The organism is Leisingera thetidis (assembly GCF_025857195.1).
Taxonomy (GTDB): Bacteria; Pseudomonadota; Alphaproteobacteria; order Rhodobacterales; family Rhodobacteraceae; genus Leisingera; species Leisingera thetidis.
The window spans coordinates 1-23604 of record NZ_CP109791.1; the positions used below are offsets into that span (position 1 = coordinate 1).

At 69.0% G+C, this 23604-nt stretch carries 22 protein-coding genes; 11 read left to right on the top strand and 11 right to left on the bottom strand.

Annotation, left to right across the window (positions count from 1 at the left end; translation table 11 throughout):
• The 4 genes from OKQ63_RS24410 (at position 1) to OKQ63_RS24425 (ending at position 5109) form a co-directional block, all read left to right on the top strand.
• Positions 1 to 1425, top strand: coding sequence for an AAA family ATPase (locus OKQ63_RS24410; protein WP_264214585.1), 1425 nt, complete (start codon positions 1 to 3; stop codon positions 1423 to 1425).
• Positions 1403 to 2494 carry a ParB/RepB/Spo0J family partition protein gene (locus OKQ63_RS24415; RefSeq protein WP_264214586.1) on the top strand — a complete coding sequence of 364 codons (1092 nt, stop codon included), beginning with the start codon at positions 1403 to 1405 and terminating at the stop codon, positions 2492 to 2494. The genes OKQ63_RS24410 and OKQ63_RS24415 overlap by 23 nt, the downstream gene beginning before the upstream one ends.
• A gap of 651 nt (positions 2495 to 3145) precedes the next feature.
• Entirely contained in the window at positions 3146 to 4690 is a 1545-nt protein-coding gene (gene adh / locus OKQ63_RS24420) for an aldehyde dehydrogenase (RefSeq protein ID WP_264214587.1), read from the top strand.
• Positions 4691 to 4761: 71 nt separating this feature from the next.
• Positions 4762 to 5109 carry a DUF779 domain-containing protein gene (locus OKQ63_RS24425; RefSeq protein ID WP_264214588.1) on the top strand — a complete coding sequence of 116 codons (348 nt, stop codon included), beginning with the start codon at positions 4762 to 4764 and terminating at the stop codon, positions 5107 to 5109.
• Between the two features lie 15 nt (positions 5110 to 5124).
• On the opposite strand, the gene OKQ63_RS24430 is transcribed toward OKQ63_RS24425, so the two are convergent.
• The 9 genes from OKQ63_RS24430 to OKQ63_RS24470 all read right to left on the bottom strand — a co-directional run bounded on the left by OKQ63_RS24430 (position 5125) and on the right by OKQ63_RS24470 (position 15515).
• Positions 5125 to 7326, bottom strand: a complete 2202-nt coding sequence (locus tag OKQ63_RS24430) for a hybrid sensor histidine kinase/response regulator (RefSeq protein WP_264214589.1) — start codon at positions 7324 to 7326, stop codon at positions 5125 to 5127.
• Between the two features lie 3 nt (positions 7327 to 7329).
• Positions 7330 to 8499, bottom strand: coding sequence for an FIST N-terminal domain-containing protein (locus OKQ63_RS24435; RefSeq protein WP_264214590.1), 1170 nt, complete (start codon positions 8497 to 8499; stop codon positions 7330 to 7332).
• Between the two features lie 34 nt (positions 8500 to 8533).
• The gene (locus tag OKQ63_RS24440; RefSeq protein ID WP_264214591.1) at positions 8534 to 9229 is read right to left on the bottom strand and encodes a LuxR C-terminal-related transcriptional regulator; all 696 of its coding nucleotides are present in this window, start codon (positions 9227 to 9229) and stop codon (positions 8534 to 8536) included.
• A gap of 134 nt (positions 9230 to 9363) precedes the next feature.
• A complete protein-coding gene (locus OKQ63_RS24445; protein WP_264214592.1) occupies positions 9364 to 11130 on the bottom strand; it encodes a PQQ-dependent methanol/ethanol family dehydrogenase in 1767 nt (588 codons plus the stop codon).
• A gap of 226 nt (positions 11131 to 11356) precedes the next feature.
• The gene (locus OKQ63_RS24450; RefSeq protein ID WP_264214593.1) at positions 11357 to 12154 is read right to left on the bottom strand and encodes an ABC transporter permease; all 798 of its coding nucleotides are present in this window, start codon (positions 12152 to 12154) and stop codon (positions 11357 to 11359) included.
• Entirely contained in the window at positions 12154 to 12873 is a 720-nt protein-coding gene (locus OKQ63_RS24455) for an ABC transporter ATP-binding protein (RefSeq protein WP_264214594.1), read from the bottom strand. Before OKQ63_RS24455 ends, OKQ63_RS24450 begins: the two co-directional genes overlap by 1 nt.
• Positions 12870 to 13328, bottom strand: coding sequence for a cupredoxin domain-containing protein (locus tag OKQ63_RS24460; protein ID WP_264214595.1), 459 nt, complete (start codon positions 13326 to 13328; stop codon positions 12870 to 12872). Before OKQ63_RS24460 ends, OKQ63_RS24455 begins: the two co-directional genes overlap by 4 nt.
• A 49-nt stretch (positions 13329 to 13377) precedes the next feature.
• Positions 13378 to 14355 (bottom strand): YVTN family beta-propeller repeat protein, encoded by a 978-nt coding sequence (locus OKQ63_RS24465; RefSeq protein WP_264214596.1) that lies wholly within the window; start codon positions 14353 to 14355, stop codon positions 13378 to 13380.
• On the bottom strand, positions 14352 to 15515 hold the full coding sequence (locus OKQ63_RS24470) for an ABC transporter substrate-binding protein (RefSeq protein WP_264214597.1): 1164 nt from the start codon (positions 15513 to 15515) through the stop codon (positions 14352 to 14354). The genes OKQ63_RS24465 and OKQ63_RS24470 overlap by 4 nt, the downstream gene beginning before the upstream one ends.
• Before the next feature lie 168 nt (positions 15516 to 15683).
• Between OKQ63_RS24470 and pedF the strand changes: the two genes are divergently transcribed.
• Positions 15684 to 16370, top strand: a complete 687-nt coding sequence (pedF, locus tag OKQ63_RS24475; protein ID WP_264214598.1) for a cytochrome c-550 PedF — start codon at positions 15684 to 15686, stop codon at positions 16368 to 16370.
• Positions 16371 to 16393: 23 nt separating this feature from the next.
• Entirely contained in the window at positions 16394 to 17293 is a 900-nt protein-coding gene (locus OKQ63_RS24480) for a substrate-binding periplasmic protein (RefSeq protein WP_264214599.1), read from the top strand.
• A 30-nt stretch (positions 17294 to 17323) separates the two neighbouring features.
• On the opposite strand, the gene OKQ63_RS24485 is transcribed toward OKQ63_RS24480, so the two are convergent.
• The gene (locus OKQ63_RS24485; protein WP_264214600.1) at positions 17324 to 18232 is read right to left on the bottom strand and encodes an FAD:protein FMN transferase; all 909 of its coding nucleotides are present in this window, start codon (positions 18230 to 18232) and stop codon (positions 17324 to 17326) included.
• Positions 18229 to 20313 (bottom strand): 4Fe-4S binding protein, encoded by a 2085-nt coding sequence (locus OKQ63_RS24490; RefSeq protein ID WP_264214601.1) that lies wholly within the window; start codon positions 20311 to 20313, stop codon positions 18229 to 18231. The genes OKQ63_RS24485 and OKQ63_RS24490 overlap by 4 nt, the downstream gene beginning before the upstream one ends.
• Before the next feature lie 138 nt (positions 20314 to 20451).
• Between OKQ63_RS24490 and pqqA the strand changes: the two genes are divergently transcribed.
• From pqqA to pqqE, 5 genes are read left to right on the top strand one after another with little or no spacing between them, the layout of a single operon-like run.
• The gene (gene pqqA / locus OKQ63_RS24495; RefSeq protein ID WP_027236494.1) at positions 20452 to 20559 is read left to right on the top strand and encodes a pyrroloquinoline quinone precursor peptide PqqA; all 108 of its coding nucleotides are present in this window, start codon (positions 20452 to 20454) and stop codon (positions 20557 to 20559) included.
• 22 nt (positions 20560 to 20581) lie between these two features.
• Positions 20582 to 21469: a pyrroloquinoline quinone biosynthesis protein PqqB gene (gene pqqB, locus OKQ63_RS24500; RefSeq protein ID WP_264214602.1), complete on the top strand. Its 888-nt coding sequence runs from the start codon at positions 20582 to 20584 to the stop codon at positions 21467 to 21469.
• Positions 21466 to 22218 carry a pyrroloquinoline-quinone synthase PqqC gene (gene pqqC, locus OKQ63_RS24505; RefSeq protein WP_264214603.1) on the top strand — a complete coding sequence of 251 codons (753 nt, stop codon included), beginning with the start codon at positions 21466 to 21468 and terminating at the stop codon, positions 22216 to 22218. The genes pqqB and pqqC overlap by 4 nt, the downstream gene beginning before the upstream one ends.
• Positions 22215 to 22505: a pyrroloquinoline quinone biosynthesis peptide chaperone PqqD gene (gene pqqD, locus OKQ63_RS24510; RefSeq protein ID WP_264214604.1), complete on the top strand. Its 291-nt coding sequence runs from the start codon at positions 22215 to 22217 to the stop codon at positions 22503 to 22505. Before pqqC ends, pqqD begins: the two co-directional genes overlap by 4 nt.
• Positions 22502 to 23602 (top strand): pyrroloquinoline quinone biosynthesis protein PqqE, encoded by a 1101-nt coding sequence (gene pqqE / locus OKQ63_RS24515; RefSeq protein ID WP_264214605.1) that lies wholly within the window; start codon positions 22502 to 22504, stop codon positions 23600 to 23602. Before pqqD ends, pqqE begins: the two co-directional genes overlap by 4 nt.
• Positions 23603 to 23604 lie beyond the last annotated feature (2 nt).

Genomic DNA, 23604 nt, shown 5'->3' on the forward strand with positions numbered 1-23604 from the left:
ATGGCAAAAAAACCTGACACTCCCCTGCCCCCTTATTTCAACCTCGACCCGGAAGCGGCAGCAGCCAAACTCGGCCCGCTGGTGGATACCGCCAGATTCGCCAAGGCCGCGGCGTTTGCAGGCCGGGGCCGCGATGATCTGGCCAAGCGGGGCTACGCGCCGGACGGGCGCAAACGGCTGCGCAAATTCTCCACCTGGGAGGTCTGCCGCTACCTGATCCCGGTCGCGCCCGCGCATCTGCGCCGGGTGCTGAACAAGCACCCGGACCTGCCCCAGGGCGAAGGCGCCAGCGGCTCGCGCTGGTTCACCCTGGAGGAAGTGCTGAAGCTGCGCGATCATTTCGCCTCCGAAGGCATCAGCACCAAGGAATACCGCCCCTACCGCCCCGAGAGCCTGCCGGCCAAGGTGGTCGCCGTGGCCAACTTCAAGGGCGGCGTCGGCAAGACCTCCACCGCCGCGCATCTGGCGATGTCGGCAGCGCTCGACGGCTATAAGGTGCTGGTAATCGATCTGGACAGCCAGGGCTCGATGACCTCGATCCTGGGCGGCCAGGTGGCGGATGAATGGCAGACCGTCTTCCCCCTGCTCGCCCGCGACTACGCCGAGGCGGTGGAGGCCGAGAACAAGGTCCGCGCCGCCTCCGGATCAGACTCTATTCCGCTGGATGAGACCCTGACCGAGGCGCGGCAGGTTTCGCTGCGAAACGTGGTGCAGAAGACCCACTGGCCCAACATCGACCTCATTGGCGCCCAGCTGAATCTCTACTGGGCGGAATTCCAGATCCCGGTCTGGCGCATGGGGCTGCGCAATTGGGCGTTGTGGGACGCGCTGACCAACGCGCTGGACCAGGGCGGCGCGCTGGATGATTACGACATCATCATGCTCGATACCCCCCCAGCGCTTGGCTACCTCACCATCAACGCGCTGGCCGCCGCCGACATCCTGATGGTGCCCTTGGGGGCCTCCTTCCTCGAGTTCGACTCGACGGGGCGGTTTTTCGACATGCTCTATTCCACCTTCGCCTCGATCGAGGACGGCGAGAACGCCGGCCGCCGCCGCGCCGGCCTGCCGGAGATGAAGTTCGAATGGGACGTGGTGCGGGCCCTGATCACCCGCTTCGACGCCAGCCAGCAGACCGATCTGGCCAATGTGATCCAGGCCTATTTCGGCGACATGATGAACGCCTACCGGCAGGATTACACCGCCCTGGTCGGCCAGGCCGGCGAGAGCGTTTCCGGCATCTACGAGGCGGACTACCGCAACTTCAACCGCGAGACCTACACCCGCGGCCGCGAGGTGTTCGACCGCACCTATGCGGAATTCAAGGAGCTTCTGATCGGCAGCTGGTGGCGCGATCAGCAGATGCAGCAGCAGCCGCAATCCCAGCAAGAGGAGACAGCAGATGGCCAGGCGCAGACAGCTTGAAACCCCTTCGGCCGAGGCCCTGAAGGAAATCGAGGCCGGCATTGACCGCGACCTCGCCCGCAGCCCGGGCCTGCGCCCGCCGATTGCCGATGTGGTGGCCGATGCCGCCCGCCACGCCGATCCCCTGCCCCAGGCCGACCGCGAGGCAACCGCCCGCGACCGCGCCGACGCCGCCCGCCTGCGCGCCGCCGAGGACAAGGGCCTGGTGGCACTCGAGCTGCCGGTCGAGGACATCACCGCCGATGCGCTGAACCGCGACCGCATCGTGATGGACGAAGAGGAAATGCAGGAGCTGATGGCCTCGATCTCGGCCAACGGCCTGCGGCTGCCGATCGAGGTGTTCCGGCCGCTGAACCCCGATGATGCCGGCCGGTTTGCGCTGGTTTCCGGCTACCGCCGCCTGACCGCGGTGCGCCGCCTCAACGCGATCAGCGGCGGCGAGCGGTTCCAGACCATCCCGGCCTTTGTCCGCGAACCGGGCAGCATCGCCAACGCGCTGGTGGCGATGATCGAGGAGAACGAGATCCGCTCCGGCCTCAGCCAGTACGAGCGCGGCCGGGCGGCGGCCTCGGCGGTGCATGACGGCGTGTTCCAGACCGTTGACGAGGCGGTGGCGGAGCTGTTCCAGAATGCCTCCAAGGCGAAACGGTCCAAGATCCGCTCCTTTGCGCTGATCCACGAGGAGCTGGGCGACATGCTGGCCTATGCCACCGGCCTCAACGAGCGCCAGTGCCTGCGGCTGGCGGCGGCGCTGCGGGCGGGCGCGGGCGAGCCGATCCGCGCCGCGCTGGAGCAGGCCGGCGCGCGCTCGGCGGCCGAGGAATGGGACGCGATGCTGCAGTTCATCGAGCAGTCCGAAGGCGCGCCGCAGGATCCCAGCCGCGGCGGCCGTCCCAGGACCGTGCAGAAACTCGAGAAGAGCCGCCGCACCCGGGTGGCCAACGGCATCTCGATCGAGCGCGAATACGGCCCCGGCGGCTATGCCATCCGCTTCCACGGCGCCAATGTCACCTCCGAGCTGGTGGACGCGGTGATGGACAACGTGCGGCATCTGCTGGAGCCGCGCTGAACCGCAACGCCGCCCGGCAGAGGTTTCGCAGCGAAACCCCCGGTCTGAAGGGCCGGGGGTTTTTCTATGCCCTAGCGGCCAATGGGCGGCGCAGGTTTCGCTGCGAAACCGCGCAAAGGCAGAGGCAGCAGCCGGGCGGCGAAGGGCAGGGGCAGCAGAGCCGGAACCCGCAAGACTGCTGCGCAGAGACGGGTCCAAGCCTGCAGGTTTCGCTGCGAAACCCGGGCGCCAGCCGGATGGAGGCGCGCCGCAGCCGCACGGCGGGAGGGGCAGGGTGCGCGTTGCCGGGACGGCCCGGTCCGGCACTGAGAACCTGCCCTGAAAAACAGCCGCCGGGACATGCGCCGAGCCGCCGGTTTCGCAGCGAAACCCTGCGGCGACTGCGCCGCCCGGCAGCCGGAAATGGCAGGTTTCGCAGAGAAACCCCCAGCCTCTCTTCCGCGTTCTCCGCCCTAACCTCTTGCAGCAGATGTCAAATCCCGTCCCATCCCCGGCAAAACCGCCCCGATGCGGCAGGGACTTTGGTCGAATACCGCCAGTTCCGCCGATGCTCTAAGCCTGAAGGCAGCACCGGACCGGGTGCCTGCAAAATCAGGAGCATGGACCTTGGGAATCGCTGCAGTTCTTGGAAAAATTCTTGGGAGGAATGGCATGAACATCCACACAAACGGGCTGGCAAATGCCGCATTGGACACGGCCCATCTGGGCGTCGAATTTCCGTTCAGGCCGCGCTACGGCAACTTCATCAACGGTGCATTCACCGAGCCGCGCTCGGGCCAGTATTTCGAGAACACCACCCCGATCACCGGCGACGTGATCTGCGAGGTTGCGCGCTCAAACGCCGAGGACGTCGAGGCGGCGCTGGATGCCGCCCATGCGGCCTTCCCGGCCTGGGGCAGGACCTCGACCACCGAACGCGCCAACATGCTGCTGAAGATCGCCGATATCATGGAGGCGAACACCCAGCTGCTGGCCGCCGCCGAGACGCTCGACAACGGCAAGCCGATCCGCGAGTCGATCGCTGCGGACCTCGCGCTGTGCGTCGATCACTGGCGCTATTTCGCCGGCTGCATCCGCGCCGAGGAGGGCCATGTCTCGGAAATCGACGCCAATACCTATGCCTATCACATCCCGGAACCGCTGGGCGTGGTCGGGCAGATCATCCCGTGGAACTTCCCGCTGCTGATGGCGGTGTGGAAGCTGGCGCCGGCGCTGGCGGCGGGCAATTGCGTGGTGCTGAAACCGGCGGAGCAGACCCCGGCCTCGATCCTGGTGCTGGCGGAGCTGATTGCCGATGTGCTGCCTGCGGGGGTGCTCAACATCGTCAACGGCTTCGGGCTGGAGGCGGGCAAGCCGCTGGCGTCCTCGAACCGGATCGCCAAGATCGCCTTTACCGGCGAGACCACCACCGGGCGGCTGATCATGCAATATGCCAGCCAGAACCTGATCCCGGTCACGCTGGAGCTGGGCGGCAAGTCGCCCAACATCTTCTTCGAGGACGTGATGCGGGCCGATGACGCCTATTTCGACAAATGCCTTGAAGGCTTCACCATGTTTGCCCTGAACCAGGGCGAGGTCTGCACCTGCCCCAGCCGCGCCCTGATCCAGGAGTCGATCTATGACGATTTCATGGCCCGCGCGATTGAGCGGGTGAAGGCGGTGAAGCAGGGCAACCCGTTGTCGATGGACACGATGATCGGCGCCCAGGCCTCGGCCGAGCAGAAGGAGAAGATCGCCTCCTACCTGCAACTGGGCAAGGACGAGGGGGCGGAGTTGCTGACCGGCGGCCATGTCTCGGCCTTGGCCGGGCTGGAGGGCGGCAACTACATCGAGCCGACGGTGTTCCGGGGCCACAACAAGATGCGCATCTTCCAGGAGGAGATCTTCGGGCCGGTGCTGTCGGTGACCACCTTCAAGGACGACGCCGAGGCGCTGGAGATCGCCAATGACACGCTCTATGGCCTCGGCGCCGGGGTGTGGACCCGCGACACCAACCGCGCCTTCCGGTTCGGCCGCGACATTCAGGCGGGCCGGGTCTGGACCAACTGCTACCACGCCTATCCGGCGCATGCGGCCTTTGGCGGCTACAAGCAGTCGGGCATCGGCCGGGAAAACCACAAGATGATGCTGGACCATTACCGCCAGACCAAGAACCTGCTGGTCAGCTACAGCCCCGATGCCCTGGGCTTCTTCTGAGCAGCCCTCTCCCCGCGACTGGCCCCGGATCTTCCGGGGCCGTCTTTTATGCAAAGCCGCAGGAGGGCGCGATGACAGACGCACAGAAAATGCAGGTGACGGCGACGGCAGCGGCGCTGCGCCTGATCGGGGAGCTGAAGGCGCGGTTCGGGCCGGATCTGCTGTTCCACCAGTCCGGCGGCTGCTGCGACGGGTCGGCGCCGATGTGCTTTCAGCAGGGCGATTACATCACCGGCGGCAGCGATGTGCTGGTGGGCGAGATCGGCGGCGTGCCGTTCTACATGAACGGCGATCAGTACGCGCGCTGGCAGCACACCGATCTGGTGATCGACGCGATTGACGGCATCGGCGGCATGTTCTCGCTGGAGAACGGCAGCGGCCGCAGGTTCCTGACCCGCTCGGACGTCTGCCTGCGCTAGTCTGCCGCCCGGCGCTCAGGTCAGGGCGCGCAGCAGGAAGCTGCGCAGCTCGCAGGTGTCGATCGGCTTGTGCAGCAGGGCGGCGTTCAGCCCGGCGCAGGCCGCCGCCAGATCGGGCGAGCGGTTGGCGGTGACCAGACAGGCGGGCACCGGGCCGTGCCGCGCCCTGAGCGCGGCAATGGCATCGGTCCCCAGCGCGCCGTCGTCGAGCTGGTAGTCGGCGATGATGACATCCGGGGCGATGTCGATTTCCTCCAGCAGGGCCTGCGCCTCGGCGCAGCCGGCGCAGGGCAGCACGTTCAGGCCCCAGCTGTCCAGGGTGATCTCCAGCGCCGCGCGCAGGTCGGCGTCGTTTTCGATCAGCACCGCGATCCGGTGCTCGAAAGAGACCTCGGCGCCGGAGCGCGGTTCGGGCAGCGGGGCAGGGGCGCGGGCGGCGGTGCTCAGCGGCAGCTCGACAGAGAAGCAGGTGCCGCGCCCGACCTCGGAGGCGAGGTCCAGCGGGTGTTTCAGCAGGCGGCAGGCGCGTTCGACGATGGCGAGCCCCAGCCCCATGCCGTCGGCGGGGCTGGCCTTGGCGTTCAGGCGCTGGAATTCCTGGAACACGCTGTCCTGATGTTCCGGCGCGATGCCGGGGCCGGTGTCGCGGACCTCCAGCAGCACCCGGCCGCGCCGCCGCCGCACCCCGATCAGCACCTTGCCGCAGGTGGTGTAGCGCACCGCGTTGGAGGCGAGGTTCTGCAGGATCCGGCGCAGGTAAGCGGCGTCGCTTTCCACTACCGCGCTGCTGCGCACCACCCGGAAATCGAGCCCCTTGAGCCGGGCCACCGGCTCCAGCTCGTCCTTCAGCTGGTCCAGCAGGGCGCCGAGGCTGATCGGGGTGAGGTCGATGGCGGCGAGACCGGAATCGAGCTTGGAAATGTCGAGCAGGGCGCCGAGGATGCGCTCCACCGCGACCAGCGCGTTGCCGGCCTTGCCCGCCCGGTCCCGCAGCCCCGCGTCCCGCAGGTCGTTCTCCAGAGATCCGACATAAAGCTTGGCGGCAGAGAGCGGCTGCAGCAGGTCGTGGCTGGCGGCGGCGACAAAGCGGGACTTGGAGGCATTGGCGCGCTCGGCCTCGGACAGCGCGTCCTCCAGTTCCAGCGTCCGCTCGGCCACCCGCTGCTCCAGCGTTTCGTTGACCTGCGAGATGGTGCGCACCGCGGCGCGTTCGGCGGTGACATCGGTGAAGCTGATGACAAAGCCCTTGTCCGGCATCTGCTGGGCAAAGACCGCCAGGACGCGGTCGCGGCCAAGGCCGATCTCGAACGACAGCGGTGCGCGCTTGGCGGTGCTGGCGACCCATTCGCCGATCTGCTCCGGCCCGGTGCCGCCGAGGATGCGGATGCTGTCCTCGACGTGGCGGTAGAGGGAGGCGAAAGACATGCCGAGCTGGAACCGGCCCGCGGGCACCGACAGCAGCACACCGGCGCGGCGGTTCCAGCCGACCAGCCGGTTTTTGGCGTCAAAGATGCAGACGCCCTGATCGAGATGCTCGAGCGTCGCCTTGATGACCCGCGACTGGTCGTCCAGCAGCCGGTCGCGCTCCTGCCGCTCCAGCCGCATCATGTCGGTGATGTCGGTCTGCAGGATCACGGTGCCGCCGTCCGGGGTGCGGTGCTCGCTGACCTGCAGCCAGCTGCTGCCGGCCATCATCACGTTGAACACCGCGTGGTCGTCCTTGTGGCGGGCGAGGCGGTAGGCCTCCCAGCCGGCCGCGGTCTCGCCCTCGGGCAGCGCCAGATGGGCGCTGGTGGCCACCAGGTTGACGTAGTCGGCAAACTGCAGCCCCGGCCGCAGCAGATGATAGATATCGGCCAAGTGCTTGCCGAAGCGGGTGTTGCACATCACCAGCGCGTCCTGGGCGTCGAACAGGGCAAAGCCCTCCTGCACCGTCTCGATCGCATTGGCCAGGTTGGCGCGGGCGGCCTCGGTTTCGGCGTTGGCCTGGGCCAGCCGCGCGTTGGACTCGTTGAGCAGGTCGAGCGCGTGCTCCAGCTCGCGGGTGCGCAGGCGCACCTCCTCTTCCAGCATCACCGCGCGCTGGAACTGGGCATAGGCCTCGCCCGAGGCTTCCGAGCTTTGCTCGGCCCGGCGCATCAGGGTCTCGACGATCTTCAGCAGCTTCTGGTTCTGCCGCTCCGGCGGGTCGCGGGGGTCGATCAGCTCATGCACCATCGCCTAGCCCTCGTCGGGAGGGTAGATCGCCACCCCGGTCAGGGTCTGGTTGACGTGCATCGAGTTGATCTGCTCCCCATAGGTTGAAAATCCGACCACTCGGTTATCGCGCAGGATGCATGAAATCTCCTGCGAGACCTGTTTCTGCTGCGCTTCCAGCCGCCGCAGGATGCAGTCGCAGGCCAGGATGATCTCGGGGCGGCTGGAGGCGCTGAGAGCGGCCATCTCGCGCTTCAGGTGGACCACCATGTCCTCGGGCTCGGCCAGGGTCAGCACCACGCCCTCGTCGATGGCGGAGAAGAACACCAGCTCGTCATTGTCGGCGACCCGCTGGATGGCGCGCACATGGTGCTGGTCGCCGAACTGCACCGCGACCGGGTGGGCGGCAAAGGTGAAGGCGGTAAGCTGCTCGGGGTCCTTGCCCAGCACCCGGGCGTATTCGCGGGCGGCGGGTTCGGCGTTTATTTCATGCACCACCCGCCGGGCCGGGTCGGCGCCGGTCACCACCATGCGTTTCTGCGAGGGGATCAGGTGGTCGGTCTTGAACACCTTGATCGGGCAGCGGCTGCGGACCTGGATCAGGATGGCGGCATTGGAATGGGCGCGGCCGCCGTGCAGCACATAGGTCTTGCCGAAATCCGTGCCGTCGCCGGCCGAGCCGCCGAAGAAGGCCACCGGCCCCAGCCCGACCGCCAGCTGCGAGGTCAGCGCGTCCTCCTTGGTGGAGAGGCCGTCGACCAGCAGGAAGGTGAACTCGGAGGTCCATTTCGCGGCCTCCTGCGCCATATGGCTGCGGTTGCGGATCATCCGCTCGATCACCTCGTGCGGGTTGAAGCTGCCGAGATCGTCGATCAGGATGGTGCGGGTCTGGAAATGCGACTGGGCAAAGCCGACCGCGACGATCTCGCCCTCGACATAGCCGGCTGCGGAGATCTCTCCGGCGGTGGTGCAGCCGACCACCTGGGCGGGCGCGAAGCGGCGCTGCGCCTCGCCGATCAGCCGCGAAACATCGGTGCCGGGGGACAGGAACAGCACCACCAGCGCCAGGCCGTCGGCCTGCAGCGCCTGCGCCAGCTGTTCCACCGCGTCATCGGCCCGGCAATCGACCGAGCCGGAGCGGACGGCCTGAGACGCGGCACTGTTCCTCCCCGACGGACCAGTGGCAGGGTCCATCCTGTTTTCTCCTCCCCGAGTGCTGCCCGCCAGACTAGGCGGGCGGCGGCGTGTCTTGCAAGACGTTTGCAAAGCTCGCCTGCTTGGCGGCCAGAACCGCCTGGGTGCGGCTTTGCACCCCCAGCTTGCGCATGATGGCGGTGATATGGGCCTTGACCGTGGTTTCGGCGATCGACAGCTCATAGGCGATCTGCTTGTTCAGCTTGCCTTCGCAGATCAGCTGCAGGATCCGCGCCTGCTGGTTGGTGAGCAGCGACAGCCGCTGCAGCACGTCGTCGGTGTTTTCCGCCCCGTCCTCCAGCAGCACATAGCCGTCGGGCAGGAACACCTTGCCCTGGCTGATCGCCTCCACCGCCTTCTGGAACACGTCGCGCTGACTGTGCTTGGGAATGAAGCCGCTGGCGCCGGCGTGGATCACCGAGCTGACGATGCGGTTGTCGGCCATCGAGGAGACCACCAGGATCGGGCAGTCCGTCACCTTGCGCAGCCGCAGCAGCCCGTCCAGCCCGTTGACGTCGGGCAGGTTCAGGTCCAGCACCACCAGGTCGGCGCGGACGCCGTCCGCGATCATGTCGAGTGCGGCCTGCAGCGCGGGCGCGGTGTGCATGCTGCTGATCGCGGCCACCGCCTGCAGGGTCATCGACAGGGCATCGCAGAACAGCGGGTGGTCATCCACCAGCAGCGCCGCGTGGAACCCTGGTGTTTTCGGCGTGTCCGGCTGTGTCGGCATATCGGCACCAAAGCTGTTGTTTGCCTGCCAGCTTAGCAAGCGGGCGGCCGCTGCGGTATACGCCTAAAGTCGCATAGGACAGGCGCGCCCCCGTTGGAGGCGCGCCTGATCCTGTTTCGCGGGGCCGGGCCGGATCAGTCTGCCTGCGCCAGCTGGCGGGGCAGGCGGAAGGTCCAGACCATGCCGCCCTGGTTCAGGTAGTTCACCTTCTTGGCGACCTCGCCGCCCCACAGCGGCACCGCGCCGCCCCAGCCGGAGATCACCGAGACATACTGCTCGCCGTCCTGTTCCCAGGTGACCGGCTGGCCGACGATGCCGGAGCCGGTCTGGAACGACCACAGCTCCTCGCCGGTCTCGTCGTCAAAGGCGATGAAACGGCCCTCGGGGGTGCCGGTGAACACCAGCCCGCCCGCGGTGGTCATCACCCCGGCCCACAGCGGCGCGTCGTTCTTGAACTCCCACTTGATCTCGCCGGTGTCGGGGTCGATCGCCTTGAGACTGCCGATGTGGTCCTCGTAGTTGGGCTTGATGGTGAAGCCCGCGCCGAGGTAGGCGGCGCCCTTCTTGTAGCTGATCGGCTCGTTCCAGATGTCCATGCCCCATTCATTGGAGGGCACATAGAAGTTGCCGGTGTTCTGCGAAAACGCCATCGGCATCCAGTTCTTGCCGCCGAGGAAGGACGGCGAGGCAAAGATCACCTCGCCCTTGTTGCCGTTGGCCGCATCCGCGGGGTTGCCGGGGCGGTTGGCCTCGTTGAAGACCGGGCGGCCGGTCTCGTCGATGCCCTCGGCCCAGGTGATGTCCTTGACGAAGGGGGCGGCGCTGACGAATTTGCCGTCCTCGCGGTTCAGCACGTAGAAGAAGCCGTTGCGGTCGGCGGTGCCGTAGCGCTTGTTGCCGCTGCGGTCGGTGTAGGGCACCACCTCGTTGACGCCGTCATAGTCCCAGCCTTCGCGCGGGGTGGTCTGGAAGTGCCATTTGATCTCGCCGGTGGCGGGGTCGATGCCGATGCGGCTGGCGGCATAGAGGTTGTCGCCGGCGTTGCCCTCGACCGGGGTGCCGGCGTTGCGCAGGTGGCTGTTCCAGGGTGCCGGGTTGCCCGCGCCGAAGATCAGCGTGCCGGTGTCGGCGTCATAGGAGCCGCCAAGCCAGGTGGCGCCGCCGCCGGTCTTCCACATGTCGCCGGGCCAGGTCGCGTTGAGGGTGCCGGTCATGGTGCTTTCCTCGCCCTTGAAGGTGCCCATGTGGCCCTCGATCACCGGCCGGGTCCAGACCAGCTCGCCGGTTTCGGCGTCACGCGCCTGCACCTCGCCGACGATGCCGAATTCGCCGCCGGAGTTGCCGGTGATCACCAGCCCGTTGACGATCAGCGGCGCGGCGGTCAGCGAATAGCCGGCCTTGTAGTCGGCCACCTTCTTGCGCCATTTGACGTCGCCGGTCTTGAGATCCAGCGCCACGATGCGGGCGTCCAGGGTGCCGAAATAGAAGCTGTCGCCGTAGATCGCGCCGCCGCGGTTCACCACGTCGCAGCAGGGCAGGATGCCCTCGGGCAGGCGGGCGTCGTACTGCCAGATCTCCTGGCCGGTCTTGACGTCGATGGCGTAGACCCGGCTGTAGGAGCCGGTGATGTACATGATGCCGTCGTAGATCAGCGGCTGGGTTTCCTGGCCGCGCTGTTTCTCGCCGCCGAGGCTGAAGGCCCAGGCGGGCACCAGATTGGCGATGTTGTCCTTGTTCAGGGTGTCCAGCGGGCTGTAGCGCTGCAGGTGCCTCCCCATCCCGTTGGTGACCACCTGGGTCGTGTTGGCCTGATCGTTCCTGAGATCGTCCTCAGTGACCCCGGCGTGGCTGACGCCCGCCATCATGGTCGCCGTGGCGACCGCCGTGATGAAGCGGTTCATTGGGCTCCTCCCTTTCAATGGATATGCAACAGCCACCGCCCGGTGCGGGCTGCCGGCCTGCCACAGTATCCAAGCCGCGGCGGCCGGGCGGTATTGCACAATGGTCGTAAGCGGGGGCGGGGCCGGGGGCCGGACGGGCAGGCGGCACGCGGCCGGACCCGGCGCCTTGCGAGCCGGGCCTTGCGCCAGAATTGGGACCGACGGCACGGGGCAGGGGGGGCTGCGGTCAGCCCGGTTTTGCGGCCTTGCGGAGCAGACCGCGGGCCGGGTCATAGCCCCAGACCGCCAGCCCCAGCCAGACCAGCCCGGACAGCAGCACCCACAGGAAGGCAGCGGGGTTCAGCTGCGAATAAAGGGCGAAGCGGATCAGCTCGACCGCGTGGGTGAAGGGGTTGAAGGCGCAGATATGGTGCAGCAGCGCCGAGCTTTCGGCCATCTTCCACAGCGGGTAGAGCGCGGTGGAGAGGAAAAACATTGGGAAGATCACGAAGTTCATCACCCCGGCGAAATTCTCCAGCTGGCGGATCACCGAGGACAGCGCCAGCCCCAGCGCCCCCAGCATCAGCCCGGCCAGCACCAGCGCGGGCAGCGCGGCGGCATAGCCGGACCAGGCAAAGCGGATCCCGGACAGCGCCGCCAGCGCCAGGAACACATAGACCTGCAGGATCGAGATCCCGGTGCCGGCCAGCAGGCGGCAGACCAGCAGCCACCAGCGCGGCAGCGGGCAGGTCAGCAAGAGCCGCATCGAGCCCATCTCGCGGTCATAAACCATCGACAGCGAGCTTTGCATGCCGTTGAACAGAAGGATCATGCCGCAGAGGCCGGGCACGATATAGACCTCGTAGGTGGTGTAGGTGGCATAGGGCGGGGTGATCGACAGGCCGAGCGCGGCGCGGAAGCCCGCGGCAAACACCACCAGCCACAGCATCGGCCGCACCAGTGCCGCGATGAAGCGGCCGCGCTGGCCGGTGAAGCGCAGCGCCTCGCGCCGGGTGATCGCCGCCAGGGCCAGCAGCCAGGCCATCACGCGGCCGCGCCCGTCAGCGTCAGGTAGTGATCGGCCAGCCCCAGCCCGCCGCGCAGCTGGCGGGCGGTGCCGTCCCCGGCCAGCCGCCCGCGGTGCAGGATCAGCAGCTGGTCGGCGTCCTCGATCTCATCCGTGAGATGGGTGGCCCACAGGACCGTCAGCCCGCGGCGGCGCGACAGGTCGTGCAGATGGCCGGTGACCGCCTGCCGGGTTGCCGCGTCCAGCCCCGCCGTCGGCTCGTCCAGCAGCAGCACCCTGGGGCGGTGGATCAGGCTGCGGGCGATCTCCAGCCGGCGGCGGTGGCCGCCGTTGAGGCTGCGCACCCGCTCGCCCAGCCGCTCGCGCATGTCCAGCCGGTCCAGCGCCGCCTCGATCCGCAGCTGGGCCGCGGCGCCGCGCAGCCCGTGCAGGGCGGCAAAATAGCTGAGGTTGCGCTGCACCGTCAGGTCCAGGTCCAGCGTCGGCTGCTGGAACACCACCCCCATCTGGCGCAGCGCCTTGCGCGGGCTGCGGGCCATGTCGTGGCCGGCAATCGTGATGCGGCCCTGCGGCGCGGTGAACAGCCCGGTGAGCAGCGCGAACAGGGTCGATTTGCCCGCCCCGTTGGGGCCGAGCAGGGCGCAGAAGGTGCCGGGCTCGACGCGGAAGCTGACCTCCCGCAGTGCCTCTCGGGCGCCGTAGGCATAGCTGAGGCTGTCCACGCGCAGGCCGGTCATTGGATGGTGATCTCCAGCAGCTGGGTGGTGCCGGTGGAGCCGGGCACCTTGAGGTGGTAGCTGCCGGGTTTCAGCGCGATGAAGCCGATCTCCATCTCGCCCGCCTCGTCGAATTCGACGCTGTCGAGGCCCAGCGGGCGGATTTCCAGCCCTTCGACCACGATTTCGTCGATCCAGACCGCGCGGAAGAAATCCGCGCCGGCCAGCGCCAGCTCCTGGCTGCCGTCGCCGTGGATTTCGACCTCGTAATAGGTGCCGGATTGCAGCACCCAGGGGGCCGCGGCCAGCGGCATTCCGGCCGAGAGGGTGATCGGCGGCAGGTCCTGCTTGTTGGAAGCCGACAGGAGCCCGGCGAGGCCGAGGCCGGTCTTGCCCGGATCATCATCGCCATCGGCAAAGGCGGCGGCGGGCAGGGCCAGGCACAGGGCCGCGGAGAGTAGGCGGGATTTCAGCATCAGGGATCCTCCTGTCATGATGCGCCGCGCATACGGGGCGCGGCCGGGATCAGGGCCGCAGCGCCGCGCCCCAGGGGAAGCGGCCGACCTTGATCGATTTCAGCGCCTTGCGCCGGGCGGCATCGATCACGGTGACATCGCCGGAGACGCCGTTGGTGGTGAACAGCAGCGACTTGTCGGGGGAAAACGCCATGTGCCAGACCCGGCGGCCGACCAGGATGTAATCCTCCACCTCCAGCGTTTCGGCATTGACCACGGCGACGTGGTTGGACGGCCCCAGCGCGACAAAGGCGGTCTTTTCGTCGGCGGTGAATTCAAACCCCACCGGCTGCACCCGGTCGGGATGCACGCCCTTGACCTCGAACCGGATCTTGCCGGTTTCGGCCTGGGTGGCGGTGTCGAAGACGGTGATGGTGCCGCCGATCTCGGAGGAGACCCAGAGCGCGCTGCCGCCGGCCGTGAACTCGGCGTGGCGGGGGCGGGAATCGACCAGCGTGTTGGCGAACAGCTCCTGCGTCTGGGTGTCGATCCAATGCGCCATGTTGGTGGTCTCAGACGTGGTGATGGCGATCCTGCCGTCGGGCGAGACGGCCATGCCCTCGGGCTCGATCCCGACGTTGATCTGGGCGATCACCTTGCGGGTTTCGGTGTCGACCACGGTGGTCACGGCGTCGTCCTCGTTGGCGATGTAGAGGTGGCGGTCGTTGGGGTGCAGCACGAACTGCTCGGGGTCCTCGCCCGAGGGCAGCTCGTGCAGGACGGCGCCGGTGGCGGCATCCAGCACCTGCACCGTGTCGCTGTCGGAGGCGCAGACGTAGACCCGCGAATAATCCCTGGAAAAGGTGATGCCGCGCGGTCGTTCGCCGGTTTCGATGGTGCGCACCACCTCCAGCGTGGCGATGTCGATCACGCTGATGGTGTCGTCCTTTTCGTTGGTGACCCAGATTTCGGCGGCCGCGAGCGGTGCCGCGGGGGCGAGCAGCGCGGCAAGCGCCAGGGCGGGCAGGGTTCCGGCGGGACGGGTCATTGGAAGGCTCCGCAGTTGCTTTCGGGGGCGTCGAGGCCGAGGGTGTCAAGCTCGCTGTGCTGGTGCAGGAAGCCGGGCAGCGGCGCCTGCGCGGCCAGCGCGCGGGGGGTGGCGAGCGGGACCGGCTGGCGCAGCTGGCCGTTCCAGCGGCGGTAGCTGAGCGGGCGGCCCTTGAAGCCGGCCAGCTCGAAATCCTCCGACAGCATGAAGCGGCGCAGGACGGCGGCGTCGGCGGAGTTGGTGCGGGTCACCGCCTCGCCGATGCTGCGCATGGCCGCCCAGGCGGCGTAGTCGCGCGCCTGCATCCTGCGGCCTGCAAGGTCCTGGAACCGCAATTGCAGCTGGGCCGCGCCCCATTGCTCCACCACCGGCGCCCAGGCCGTCGGCACCAGCCCCTCGGAGCCGGCCACCGGGCGCGGCAGCCAGGTGTTGTAGGGCAGGTAGCGGGCGAAATCCTGCAGCTCATCCGCCACCAGCAGCAGGTCGTGGCGGCCCAGCTCCTGGGTCAGCAGCGGCATCTCCTGGGCGGCGTTGCGGCGCATGTCGGCGCCGTAGGCCCAGGTTGTTTCCGCGCCGATCTTCAGCCCGAACTTGGCCGCGCTCTGGCGCAGGGCGGCGGCAAAGGCCTGATCCTGCGGGTGGCTGCCGGAGATCATCGCAAGGCCGCTCCAGCGTTTCATCAGCGCGAACTGCATCAGCGCGTCGCTGCGCATCAGGTCCGAGGGCAGCGTGTGCAGCAGGTTGCCGCGGCAGTCGGCGCTGCGCAGGCCGGTGTCGGAGCTGGCGGCATTGAACAGCAGCGCCGCCTGCGCCTCGGGCAGGTCGGCGGCGGCCAGCAGCGCCGGCTTCGGCGCGTCGAGTATGAGCAGCGCGGCCTGCGCCAGCGCGGCGCGGGCCGCCGCGGCAAAGTCGCCGCCTTCCGGCACCGTGACCACCTCGAGGCTGTAGCGGTGGCCGAGGAAGCTGCCGGTGGTGAGGTTGCCGGCCAGCCCCAGCCGGGCGCCGGCCTCGCCCAGATCCTTGGGCTGCGGGTCGAGATTGGACAGGGTGGGCGGCTGCGGCTGCTGCTGTTTCAGGTAGACGACGGGCACCTCGATGCCGGCGGCCGCGGCGGGAACCGCGGGGCAGAGGGCGATGAGGAATGTGAACAGAAAGCGCATCGGAAGCCCGCTGGTGGTTGCATGCAGCAAGGCTACTGCCGCCGCCGGGCCCGCGGCCATTGGACCAAGGTCGTAGGGGAGCGGGCCGGTCTAAAACCTAAGTCGCGTATCGGGGCGGCCAGGCGGTTGGCTATGGTCGGGGCAAGCACCAACCCATGGGAGGAAACCATGTTCAGATTGCCCCTTGCGGCCCGCAGCCTTGCCGCCCTTGCCGCTTTTGCCGCCGCCGCCCACGCCCACGGAGACGTCGCGCCGCAGCCGATGAATACCGATGCCCTGCCCGACACGGGCGAGGAATGGCTGACCGAGAACCCCTATCGCGGCCAGGGGCCGGAGGTGTGGCAGGCGGCGATCGATATCGGCGACAGCGGCTACAACCAGAACTGCGCCCGCTGCCACGGGCTGGGCGGCGTGTCGGGCGGGCTGGCGCCGGACCTGCGCTATCTGGAGGCCGAGGAATTCGGCGACGAATGGTATGTGGAGCGGTTCCGCACCGGCTATACCCAGAACGGCATCACCAAGATGCCGGCCTTCGGGGAGCTGCTGGGCCAGAAGGCGGCCTGGGCGATCCGCACCTATCTGGAAACCCGGCCCGATGACGGCGCGCTGGACGAGGCCACCGGGCGGCTGCTGGAAATCCGCGACGAGCTGGCGGCGATGGCCGGCGGCGGCGGCGGCGATGCGGCGGCGCTGGAGGCGGAGCTGACCGGGATTGCCGAGGCGGTGGAGACCGGCTCCGGCGCGCCGGTGGCCGACAGCGTGGCCTACCGCGCCGCCAGCCTGATCGCGGGCGAAGCGCCGGATTATGCCGCGGCGGCCAAGACGCTGACCGTCGGGCTGTCGGCGGCCAACTGACCGGTACGGGGGAGGGGTGCGTGATGAAACAGCTTGCTGGAGCCCTGGCGGTTGCCATTCTGGGCGGTCTCTGGGCCCAGCCCGGCGCGGCGCGCTGCGCCGATCATGTGCCCCAGCCCAAACCGCAGAACACTGCGCGCGATATCGTCGGGCGGGATCTCGACACCATAGTCGAGCGCGGTTTCATCACCTTTGCCGCCTATGAGGATTTCGCGCCCTGGTCCTATGAGGCCGGGGGGCGGATCCAGGGCGCGGACATCGACCTGGGCCGGATGATTGCCGCGGAACTCGGGGTGGAGGCGCGCTTCACCCTGGTGGCGGCGGGCGAGACCCTGGACGCGGATCTGCGCAACTGGGTCTGGAAAGGCCCCATCGTGGGCGGCAGCGTCGCCAATGTCATGCTGCATGTGCCCTATGACAGCGAGTTTGCCTGCCGGGTCGAGCAGGTGGTGTTCACCGGCCAGTACCATGTCGAGGAGGTGGCCATCGCCTACCGCAGGGCGGCCTATCCCGAGGCGCCGCCGGTGCCGGCCTATTTCCGGTTCGACAGCGTGGCGGTGGAGAATGACTCGATCGCCGATTTCTACCTGTCGGCCTTTCCCGGCGGCCAGCTGAGCGGCAATATCCGCCGCTACCCCTCGGCGGCGGCGGCGATGGCGGGGCTGGCGCGGGGCGAGACCAAGGCGGCGATGGGGCCGCTGGCGCAGCTGGAGGCGGGGCTGACCGCGCAGACCGCGGTGCATGTGCCGCCGCTGCCGGGCTTTGCCGCGGGCCGCTGGACCGCCGGGGTGGCGGTGCATTTTTCCTACCGGCCGCTGGCCTATGCGGTGGAGGACGCCATTGCCGCCGGGCTGCAGGACGGCCGGATTGCCGCTATCTTTGCCGCCCACGGGCTGAGCCACCGGCCGCCGGAGCTGCGCTGAGCCGCAGGCCTGCGGCGGTTGATTGCCGTCTCATCCTTCCAGCGTTGTTACAGACCCGTCCAGTCCCAGCAGGGTGGCGCGGGTGCCGCGCGGCAGGCGCGCCAGCGCGGCGGTGATCTCGGCTTTGCTCATCAGGCAGAAGGCGGTGGAGGCCGCATCGGCCAGCGCGGCGCCGGCGGCCTCGGTGCTGACGGTGGCCCATAGCGGCCGCCGCTGCGGATCGGGGTGCAGGATGTGGGTGCCGCCCGCCAGCCGCAGCGCAGCGGGGCTGGAGGTGGCAATGGCGCCGCCGGTCAGGCTGCGGGCGGCAAAGAGGCCGCGGTCCGGATCTGCAAGCCCGAGGCGGAAGGGGCCGCCAAGCGCGGCAAACTCGCCGGTGTCTATCAGCACAGGGCCTAGCCCCAGCCCGGTCAGCGCAGTGCGGACCAGATCGGCGGCGAAGCCCTGGGCGATGCCGTTGAAGGTCAGCGCCTGGCCCGGTGCCAGCCGGATCGCCTGCTTGCGGACCGTAACCTTGTGCCAGCCGGCCAGGCGGGCGGCGGCGGCGGGATCTTCGCCGCGGGACATGGCCTGCCAGAGCGGCTGGACGGCGGGGTCGAACACGCCCTTGGTTGCCTCATGCATCCGGGTGCAGAGGCGGGCCAGCTGCAGAAACTGCCGGGGCGGGCGCAGCAGAACGCCGGACCGGTTCAGCCGCGACAGGGCAGAGGCCGGATCGTAAAGGCTGAACAGCCGTTCGGTGCGGCGCAGCTCTGCCAGCGCGGCGGCAATGGCCTGCTGCGCCAGCGGCGGCGGCGCATGGAGGGTCAGGCGGACCTCGGCGCCGAGCGCGAAGCCCTGCCACGTGACCGGTGCCGCGCGATCTGCGGCGGCCGGGGCCGTGACGGCGGCGGCGGCGGTGATGGCCAGGAACCGGCGGCGGGTCGGATTTATGCTCATTCCGCGGCCTCCTTGGGCTGCTGGCGGCGCGCCGCCACGATCAGCGGCACGCAGCGGGCGGGGTCGTCGTGGATCGACACGCAGTCGAGGCAGCCGAAGCATTCGTCATAGCGGACCGCGCCGGCGCGGCTGATGGCGCCATAGGCGCATTTCACCTTGCACAGCTGGCAGGGCGTGCCGCAGGCGGCACGGCGGGCGATCCAGTTGCGCCGCCGCAGCAGCCCGCCAAGCGCCATGAAGGCGCCGAGCGGGCAGAGGTAGCGGCAGAACGGCTTGAACAGCACCAGCGCCGCCGCCAGCCAGAAGGCGGCATAGGCGGTGAAATACCACTCGCGCGCGAAGCCGGTGGTGATCGCGGTCTTGAAGGGTTCGACCTCGGCTGCGGTGCCGGCATGCTCCGGCGCCAGCAGGATCAGCGCCGCCAGACCGGCCAGCACCGCGTATTTCAGCTTTTTCAGCCGCGTGTCCCAGGCCGGCGACAGGGCGGCCTGCGGCAGCCGCAGCCTGCGGCCGAGGTGGTGGGCGAACTCCTGCAGCGCGCCGAAAGGACAGAGCCAGCCGCAGAACAGGGCGCGGCCCCACAGGATCAGCCCAAAGAGGGCAAAGCCCCAGACCAGCAGGGAAAACGGATCATAGGCGAGAAAGGCATAGCTGCCGCCCTCGGACGCGGTGCGCAGGACGCCCAGCACGGTGACGACGGAGAGCTGGCCCTGGCCCCGCCAGCCGATGAACAGGGTGACAAAGGCCAGCACCGCCAGCCGCACGGGGGTGAGGGTTTTGCGGGCGGCGATGTGCCGCTGGCCCAGCAGCAGGGCGGCGGTCAGCGCGGTCAGAAACAGCGCCAGCACGGACATGTCCGTCCGGCGGCTGCGCAGCGCCTCCTGCCAGGGCGGCACCGGCGCCGGGGCGCTGGCGCGCAGAAAGAAGCGTTCGGGGGTGCTGTGGGTCACCGGGAAGTCGGCGGTGCCGGTCTCTGGCTGGAACATGCCGTGCTTGCGCACCGCCTGGACGTGCAGGGTCCAGTCCTGCGCGGGGTCAAAGCCGAGGCGGCGGTCGGCCCGCAGGATCATCGCGGTGCCCTGATGCAGGGCATCGGGCAGGTCCGGCAACAGTTCCACCAGCAGATCGCTGTCGCGCAGCGCCACCGGCAGGCCGTTCTGCGAGGCCGACAGCCGGTCGGGCGCGGTGTTGCGGATGAACTCGGGGCTGACCAGCCCGTGGCGGCCGGTCTCGATCAGCAGCAGCGGCTCGTCATCGGGGGAGATCGCCAGAAACTCCTGCAGCTCGGCGTGGCCGGCGGGCGACAGCAGCGCGCGGGCAATCGCGGGCGGGCCGAGGTCGGCGATCCACAGGTCCAGATAGGCGGAGTCCGGATGCTGTTTCGCTTCCGGGTCGTCATCGGCCCAGAGGGTGCCGGCAAAGGCGGCGTCCGCCTCGGCATTGGTGACGGTGGCGCGGCTCACCAGCCCTTGCGCAGCCAGTGCCGCCCAGTCCAGCGGCTCGGCATGGTCCGGGTCGGGCCGGGCCGGGGGCGCGGTGACGACGCCGTGCATCTTTTCGCGGGCGACGGCCAGTGTTGCCGCCATCACGGAATCATGGGCGATGCGGACCGAGGCGGTCGCCTTGGTCACCCCGTCGAGATAGACCAGCGAGGATCCCGGCCCGGCGGCGCCGTAGGGGGTGCCGATGGCGATGGACGAGAACACCGAGAGGCCGGGGTACTGCTCAAAGAACTGGTGGAACGGGGCGGGGCCGAGGCCGGAGACGAAGATCGGCTCATTGTGGCTGATCAGCCGGACGTCGAGAAAGGTGCCCTCCGGATCCAGCATCACCAGCGCGTTGACCGGCGCGCCGGAAAAGCCGGGCAGGGGGGCGAGCGGTTCGGTCTCAAAGACGTAGCCCGCGGCGGCGCCGCCGGAATTGAGGAGTGTGTAGACGCCGTTTTCGTTCACCGGTTCGCCCAGCGAGTAGGGTGGCACGATCAGCGCCGCCAGCTCCGCGCGCGGCATCGGGGCGGCGGCGGCCGCCGCGGTCTGGACCAGCCAGGCCATGAGCAGGGGGATGATAAAGCGCAGGCGCATGGGCCGCAGTCTGGCCGCCGACGGGGCCACCCGCCATTGGACCAAAGTCTGACGCTGCCCAATACGACCAAAGGCCAATACCGGGGCCGGCGCGGCGCGGCTAGGCTGAAAGGATCACAGCCAGCTGAGGAGGATGAAATGGCCTGGTCTGCCCCGAAACTGAAGGAAATCAACTGCGGCATGGAGATCAACATGTACTCCCCGTCCGAGGACGAGGGCCGCGAATACGAACCCGATCTGTTCTGATCCGGCGCAAAGGAAAACGGCCATGCGGTTTCTGGTTCTGGGCGCGGCGGCGGGCGGTGGCCTGCCGCAGTGGAATTGCGGATGCGCGAACTGCCGGGATGCACGTCTCGGCCGGATCGCCCCCGCCACCCAGTCCTCGCTGGCCGTTTCGCTGGACGGGCAGTCCTGGGCTGTTCTGAATGCCTCTCCCGACATCCGCATTCAGCTGCAGAACTGCCCGGCCATGCACCCGCAGTCGCTGCGCCACAGCCCGCTGCGGGCGGTGCTGCTGACAAACGGCGACATCGATCATATCGCGGGGCTGCTGAGCCTGCGCGAGCAGACCGCGTTCACCCTGTTCGCCACGGCGGAGATTCTGGATCTGCTGGCCGCCAGCCGGGTGTTCGATGCGCTGTCGGCCGCCAAGGTCGCGCGCCGCGCGGTGGCGCTGGGGGCGGGTTTCGAGCTGCTGCCGGGGCTGCAGGCGCAGGCTTTCGCGGTGCCGGGCAAGGTGCCGCTGTTCATGGAAAGCGGGACAGTGCAGACCGATCTCAGCGGCGAGCAGACGGTGGGCGTGCGGCTGCGCGGCTGCGGCAAGACCGCCTATTACATTCCCGGCTGCTCTGGTGTCACGCCGGAACTTCTGGAGATGCTGCAGGACGCCAATCAGCTGTTTTTCGACGGCACCCTGTGGCAGGACGACGAGATGATCCGCTCCGGCACCGGGGCCAAGACCGGGCAGCGGATGGGCCATGTGCCGATCAGCGGGCCAGAGGGCGCGATTGCCCGGCTGCAGGCGGTGGATGCGGCCAAGACCTTTGTGCATCTGAACAACACCAACCCGGTCTGGCAGCCGGACAGCCCGGAGCGCGCGCATGTGCTGGCCAGCGGCTGGAGCGTTGCCGCCGACGGAATGGAGATCACGCTATGACCGCCCCTGCACGCGCCCTGCCTGCCGCCCATCCGCTGGAGGCGCGGCTGCGCGCCATCGGCGCGGCGCGCTATCATGACAAGCACCCGTTTCATCACCGGCTGCACGGGGGGCAGTGCTCGCCCGATCAGGTGCGGGCCTGGGTGATCAACCGCTGGGCCTATCAGGCGGCGATCCCGATGAAGGATGCGGCCTTTCTGTCGCGCTGCAGCGACCCGGACCTGCGCCGCCTGTGGCGCAGCCGGATCGAGGATCATGACGGCGGCATCGCCGAGGGCGGCGGTCTGCGCCGCTGGCTGCGGCTGGCGGAGGCGGTGGGGCTGGACCCGGACTATGTGGCCTCGGGGCGCGGCGTGCTGCCGGCCACCCGCTTTGCGGTGGAGGCCTATGTGCGCTATGTGCGCGACAGGCCGCTGCTGCAGGCGGTTGCGGCCTCGCTGACCGAGCTGTTTGCCCCGGCGATCCATGAGCAGCGGATCGAGGGGCTGCTGCGGCACTATGATTTTGCCGATGCCGCCAGCCTGTCCTATTTCCGCAACCGGCTGACCGAGGCGCCCAAGGATGTGAAGGCGGGGCTTGCCTGGGTGCTGGAGCATGCGGCGGCGCCGCAGGACCAGGACGCCGCCTGCGCGGCGCTGGCGTTCAAGACCGACGTGCTGTGGGCGCAGCTGGATGCGTTGTGGGGCGCCTATGTGGAGCCGGGGCGGATACCGCCGGGCGCCTGGCAGCCGGGGGAGGGGCTGGCATGACCGCGCTGGCGCTGGCCCCCGGGGACCGCCCCTGCCTGCCGCGCGGCGTGCGGCTGGCGGCGGACCGGGTGCGCGGCGGCAAGGTGCTGCTGTGCCCGGAGAAGGCGGTCGCGCTGGATGCCATCGGCGCGGCGATCCTGTCGCGGATCGACGGCGAGGCGACGTTCGATGCGATCGTCGCGGATCTGGCCGCCTCCTATCAGGCGCCTGCCGGGCAGATCGCGGGCGATGTGCAGACCTTTCTGACCGCTCTGCGGGCGCGGATGTATCTGGAGGTGCGCGCATGACCGTGCCGCCGCCCATCGCCCTGCTGGCCGAGCTGACCCACCGCTGCCCGCTGGCCTGCCCCTATTGCTCCAACCCCACCGACCTGCTGGGCCGCGAGGCGGAGATGAGCGCCGCCGAATGGGCGGATGTGTTCCGGCAGGCCGCGGAACTGGGGGTGCTGCAGCTGCATCTGTCCGGCGGCGAGCCCGCGTCGCGCCCAGATCTGGCGGAAATCGCCGCGTCGGCGCGGGACTGCGGCCTCTACACCAACCTGATCACCAGCGGCATCGGGCTGGCTGCGAGGCGGCTGGACGCGCTGGAGGCGGCGGGGCTTGACCATATCCAGCTGTCGCTGCAGGGCACCACCGCAGAGCTGGCCGACCGGATCGGCGGCTACAAGGGCGGGTTTGCCCGCAAGATGCAGGTCGCGGCAGAGATCAGGGCGCGCGGCATTCCCCTGACGCTGAACGCAGTGATGCACCGGCACAATCTGGATGACCTGGAACGCACAATCGAGATGGCGGTGGAGATGGGCGCGCGGCGGCTGGAAGTGGCCTGCGTGCAGTTTCACGGCTGGGCGGCGCGGAACCGGGCGCAACTTATGCCGACACGGGCGCAGGCCGGGGCTGCCAAGCGCATCGTCGCAGAGGCCGCGCAGCGGCTGCGCGGGGTGCTGGCCATTGATTTCGTGCCGCCGGACTATCACGCCGACTATCCCAAGGCCTGCATGGGCGGCTGGGGCAGCGCCGGTTTGAACGTGACGCCGGACGGCACCGTGCTGCCCTGCCACGCCGCGCAGACCATTCCGCATCTGACCTTTGACAGCGTGCGCGGCAGGCCGCTGGCGGATATCTGGTACAGCAGCGCGGCCTTCAACGCCTACCGCGGCACGGAGTGGCTGCCGCAGCCGTGCCGGAGCTGCGAGCGCAAGAACAGTGATTTCGGAGGCTGCCGCTGCCAGGCGCTGGCGCTGGCGGGCGATGCGGGCGCCGCCGATCCGGTGTGCCGCAAGGCGCCCGGTCATCAGGCCGTGCTGGACCTGCTGGCGCAGGCCGGTGCCGGGGCGGATGCGGAGTTTGTCTACCGGCGGCCTGCAGGATCCGGCCCCGGGACCTGACG

Bases quoted from the DNA above. Each gene is read 5' to 3' on its own strand.
- OKQ63_RS24490 (WP_264214601.1), bottom strand. From the start codon at position 20,313: ATGCGCCTGCGCTTTATCATCCCCCTGCTCATGGCCTGGCTGGTCCAG.
- OKQ63_RS24485 (WP_264214600.1), bottom strand. From the start codon at position 18,232: ATGAGCATAAATCCGACCCGCCGCCGGTTCCTGGCCATCACCGCCGCC.
- OKQ63_RS24445 (WP_264214592.1), bottom strand. From the start codon at position 11,130: ATGAACCGCTTCATCACGGCGGTCGCCACGGCGACCATGATGGCGGGC.
- pqqE (WP_264214605.1), top strand. From the start codon at position 22,502: ATGACCGTGCCGCCGCCCATCGCCCTGCTGGCCGAGCTGACCCACCGC.
- OKQ63_RS24465 (WP_264214596.1), bottom strand. From the start codon at position 14,355: ATGACCCGTCCCGCCGGAACCCTGCCCGCCCTGGCGCTTGCCGCGCTG.
- OKQ63_RS24425 (WP_264214588.1), top strand. From the start codon at position 4,762: ATGACAGACGCACAGAAAATGCAGGTGACGGCGACGGCAGCGGCGCTG.
- pqqA (WP_027236494.1), top strand. From the start codon at position 20,452: ATGGCCTGGTCTGCCCCGAAACTGAAGGAAATCAACTGCGGCATGGAG.
- OKQ63_RS24470 (WP_264214597.1), bottom strand. From the start codon at position 15,515: ATGCGCTTTCTGTTCACATTCCTCATCGCCCTCTGCCCCGCGGTTCCC.
- adh (WP_264214587.1), top strand. From the start codon at position 3,146: ATGAACATCCACACAAACGGGCTGGCAAATGCCGCATTGGACACGGCC.
- OKQ63_RS24415 (WP_264214586.1), top strand. From the start codon at position 1,403: ATGGCCAGGCGCAGACAGCTTGAAACCCCTTCGGCCGAGGCCCTGAAG.
- pqqD (WP_264214604.1), top strand. From the start codon at position 22,215: ATGACCGCGCTGGCGCTGGCCCCCGGGGACCGCCCCTGCCTGCCGCGC.
- OKQ63_RS24450 (WP_264214593.1), bottom strand. From the start codon at position 12,154: ATGGCCTGGCTGCTGGCCCTGGCGGCGATCACCCGGCGCGAGGCGCTG.
- pqqB (WP_264214602.1), top strand. From the start codon at position 20,582: ATGCGGTTTCTGGTTCTGGGCGCGGCGGCGGGCGGTGGCCTGCCGCAG.
- OKQ63_RS24460 (WP_264214595.1), bottom strand. From the start codon at position 13,328: ATGCTGAAATCCCGCCTACTCTCCGCGGCCCTGTGCCTGGCCCTGCCC.
- OKQ63_RS24455 (WP_264214594.1), bottom strand. From the start codon at position 12,873: ATGACCGGCCTGCGCGTGGACAGCCTCAGCTATGCCTACGGCGCCCGA.
- pedF (WP_264214598.1), top strand. From the start codon at position 15,684: ATGTTCAGATTGCCCCTTGCGGCCCGCAGCCTTGCCGCCCTTGCCGCT.
- OKQ63_RS24430 (WP_264214589.1), bottom strand. From the start codon at position 7,326: ATGGTGCATGAGCTGATCGACCCCCGCGACCCGCCGGAGCGGCAGAAC.
- OKQ63_RS24410 (WP_264214585.1), top strand. From the start codon at position 1: ATGGCAAAAAAACCTGACACTCCCCTGCCCCCTTATTTCAACCTCGAC.
- OKQ63_RS24440 (WP_264214591.1), bottom strand. From the start codon at position 9,229: ATGCCGACACAGCCGGACACGCCGAAAACACCAGGGTTCCACGCGGCG.
- OKQ63_RS24435 (WP_264214590.1), bottom strand. From the start codon at position 8,499: ATGGACCCTGCCACTGGTCCGTCGGGGAGGAACAGTGCCGCGTCTCAG.
- pqqC (WP_264214603.1), top strand. From the start codon at position 21,466: ATGACCGCCCCTGCACGCGCCCTGCCTGCCGCCCATCCGCTGGAGGCG.
- OKQ63_RS24480 (WP_264214599.1), top strand. From the start codon at position 16,394: ATGAAACAGCTTGCTGGAGCCCTGGCGGTTGCCATTCTGGGCGGTCTC.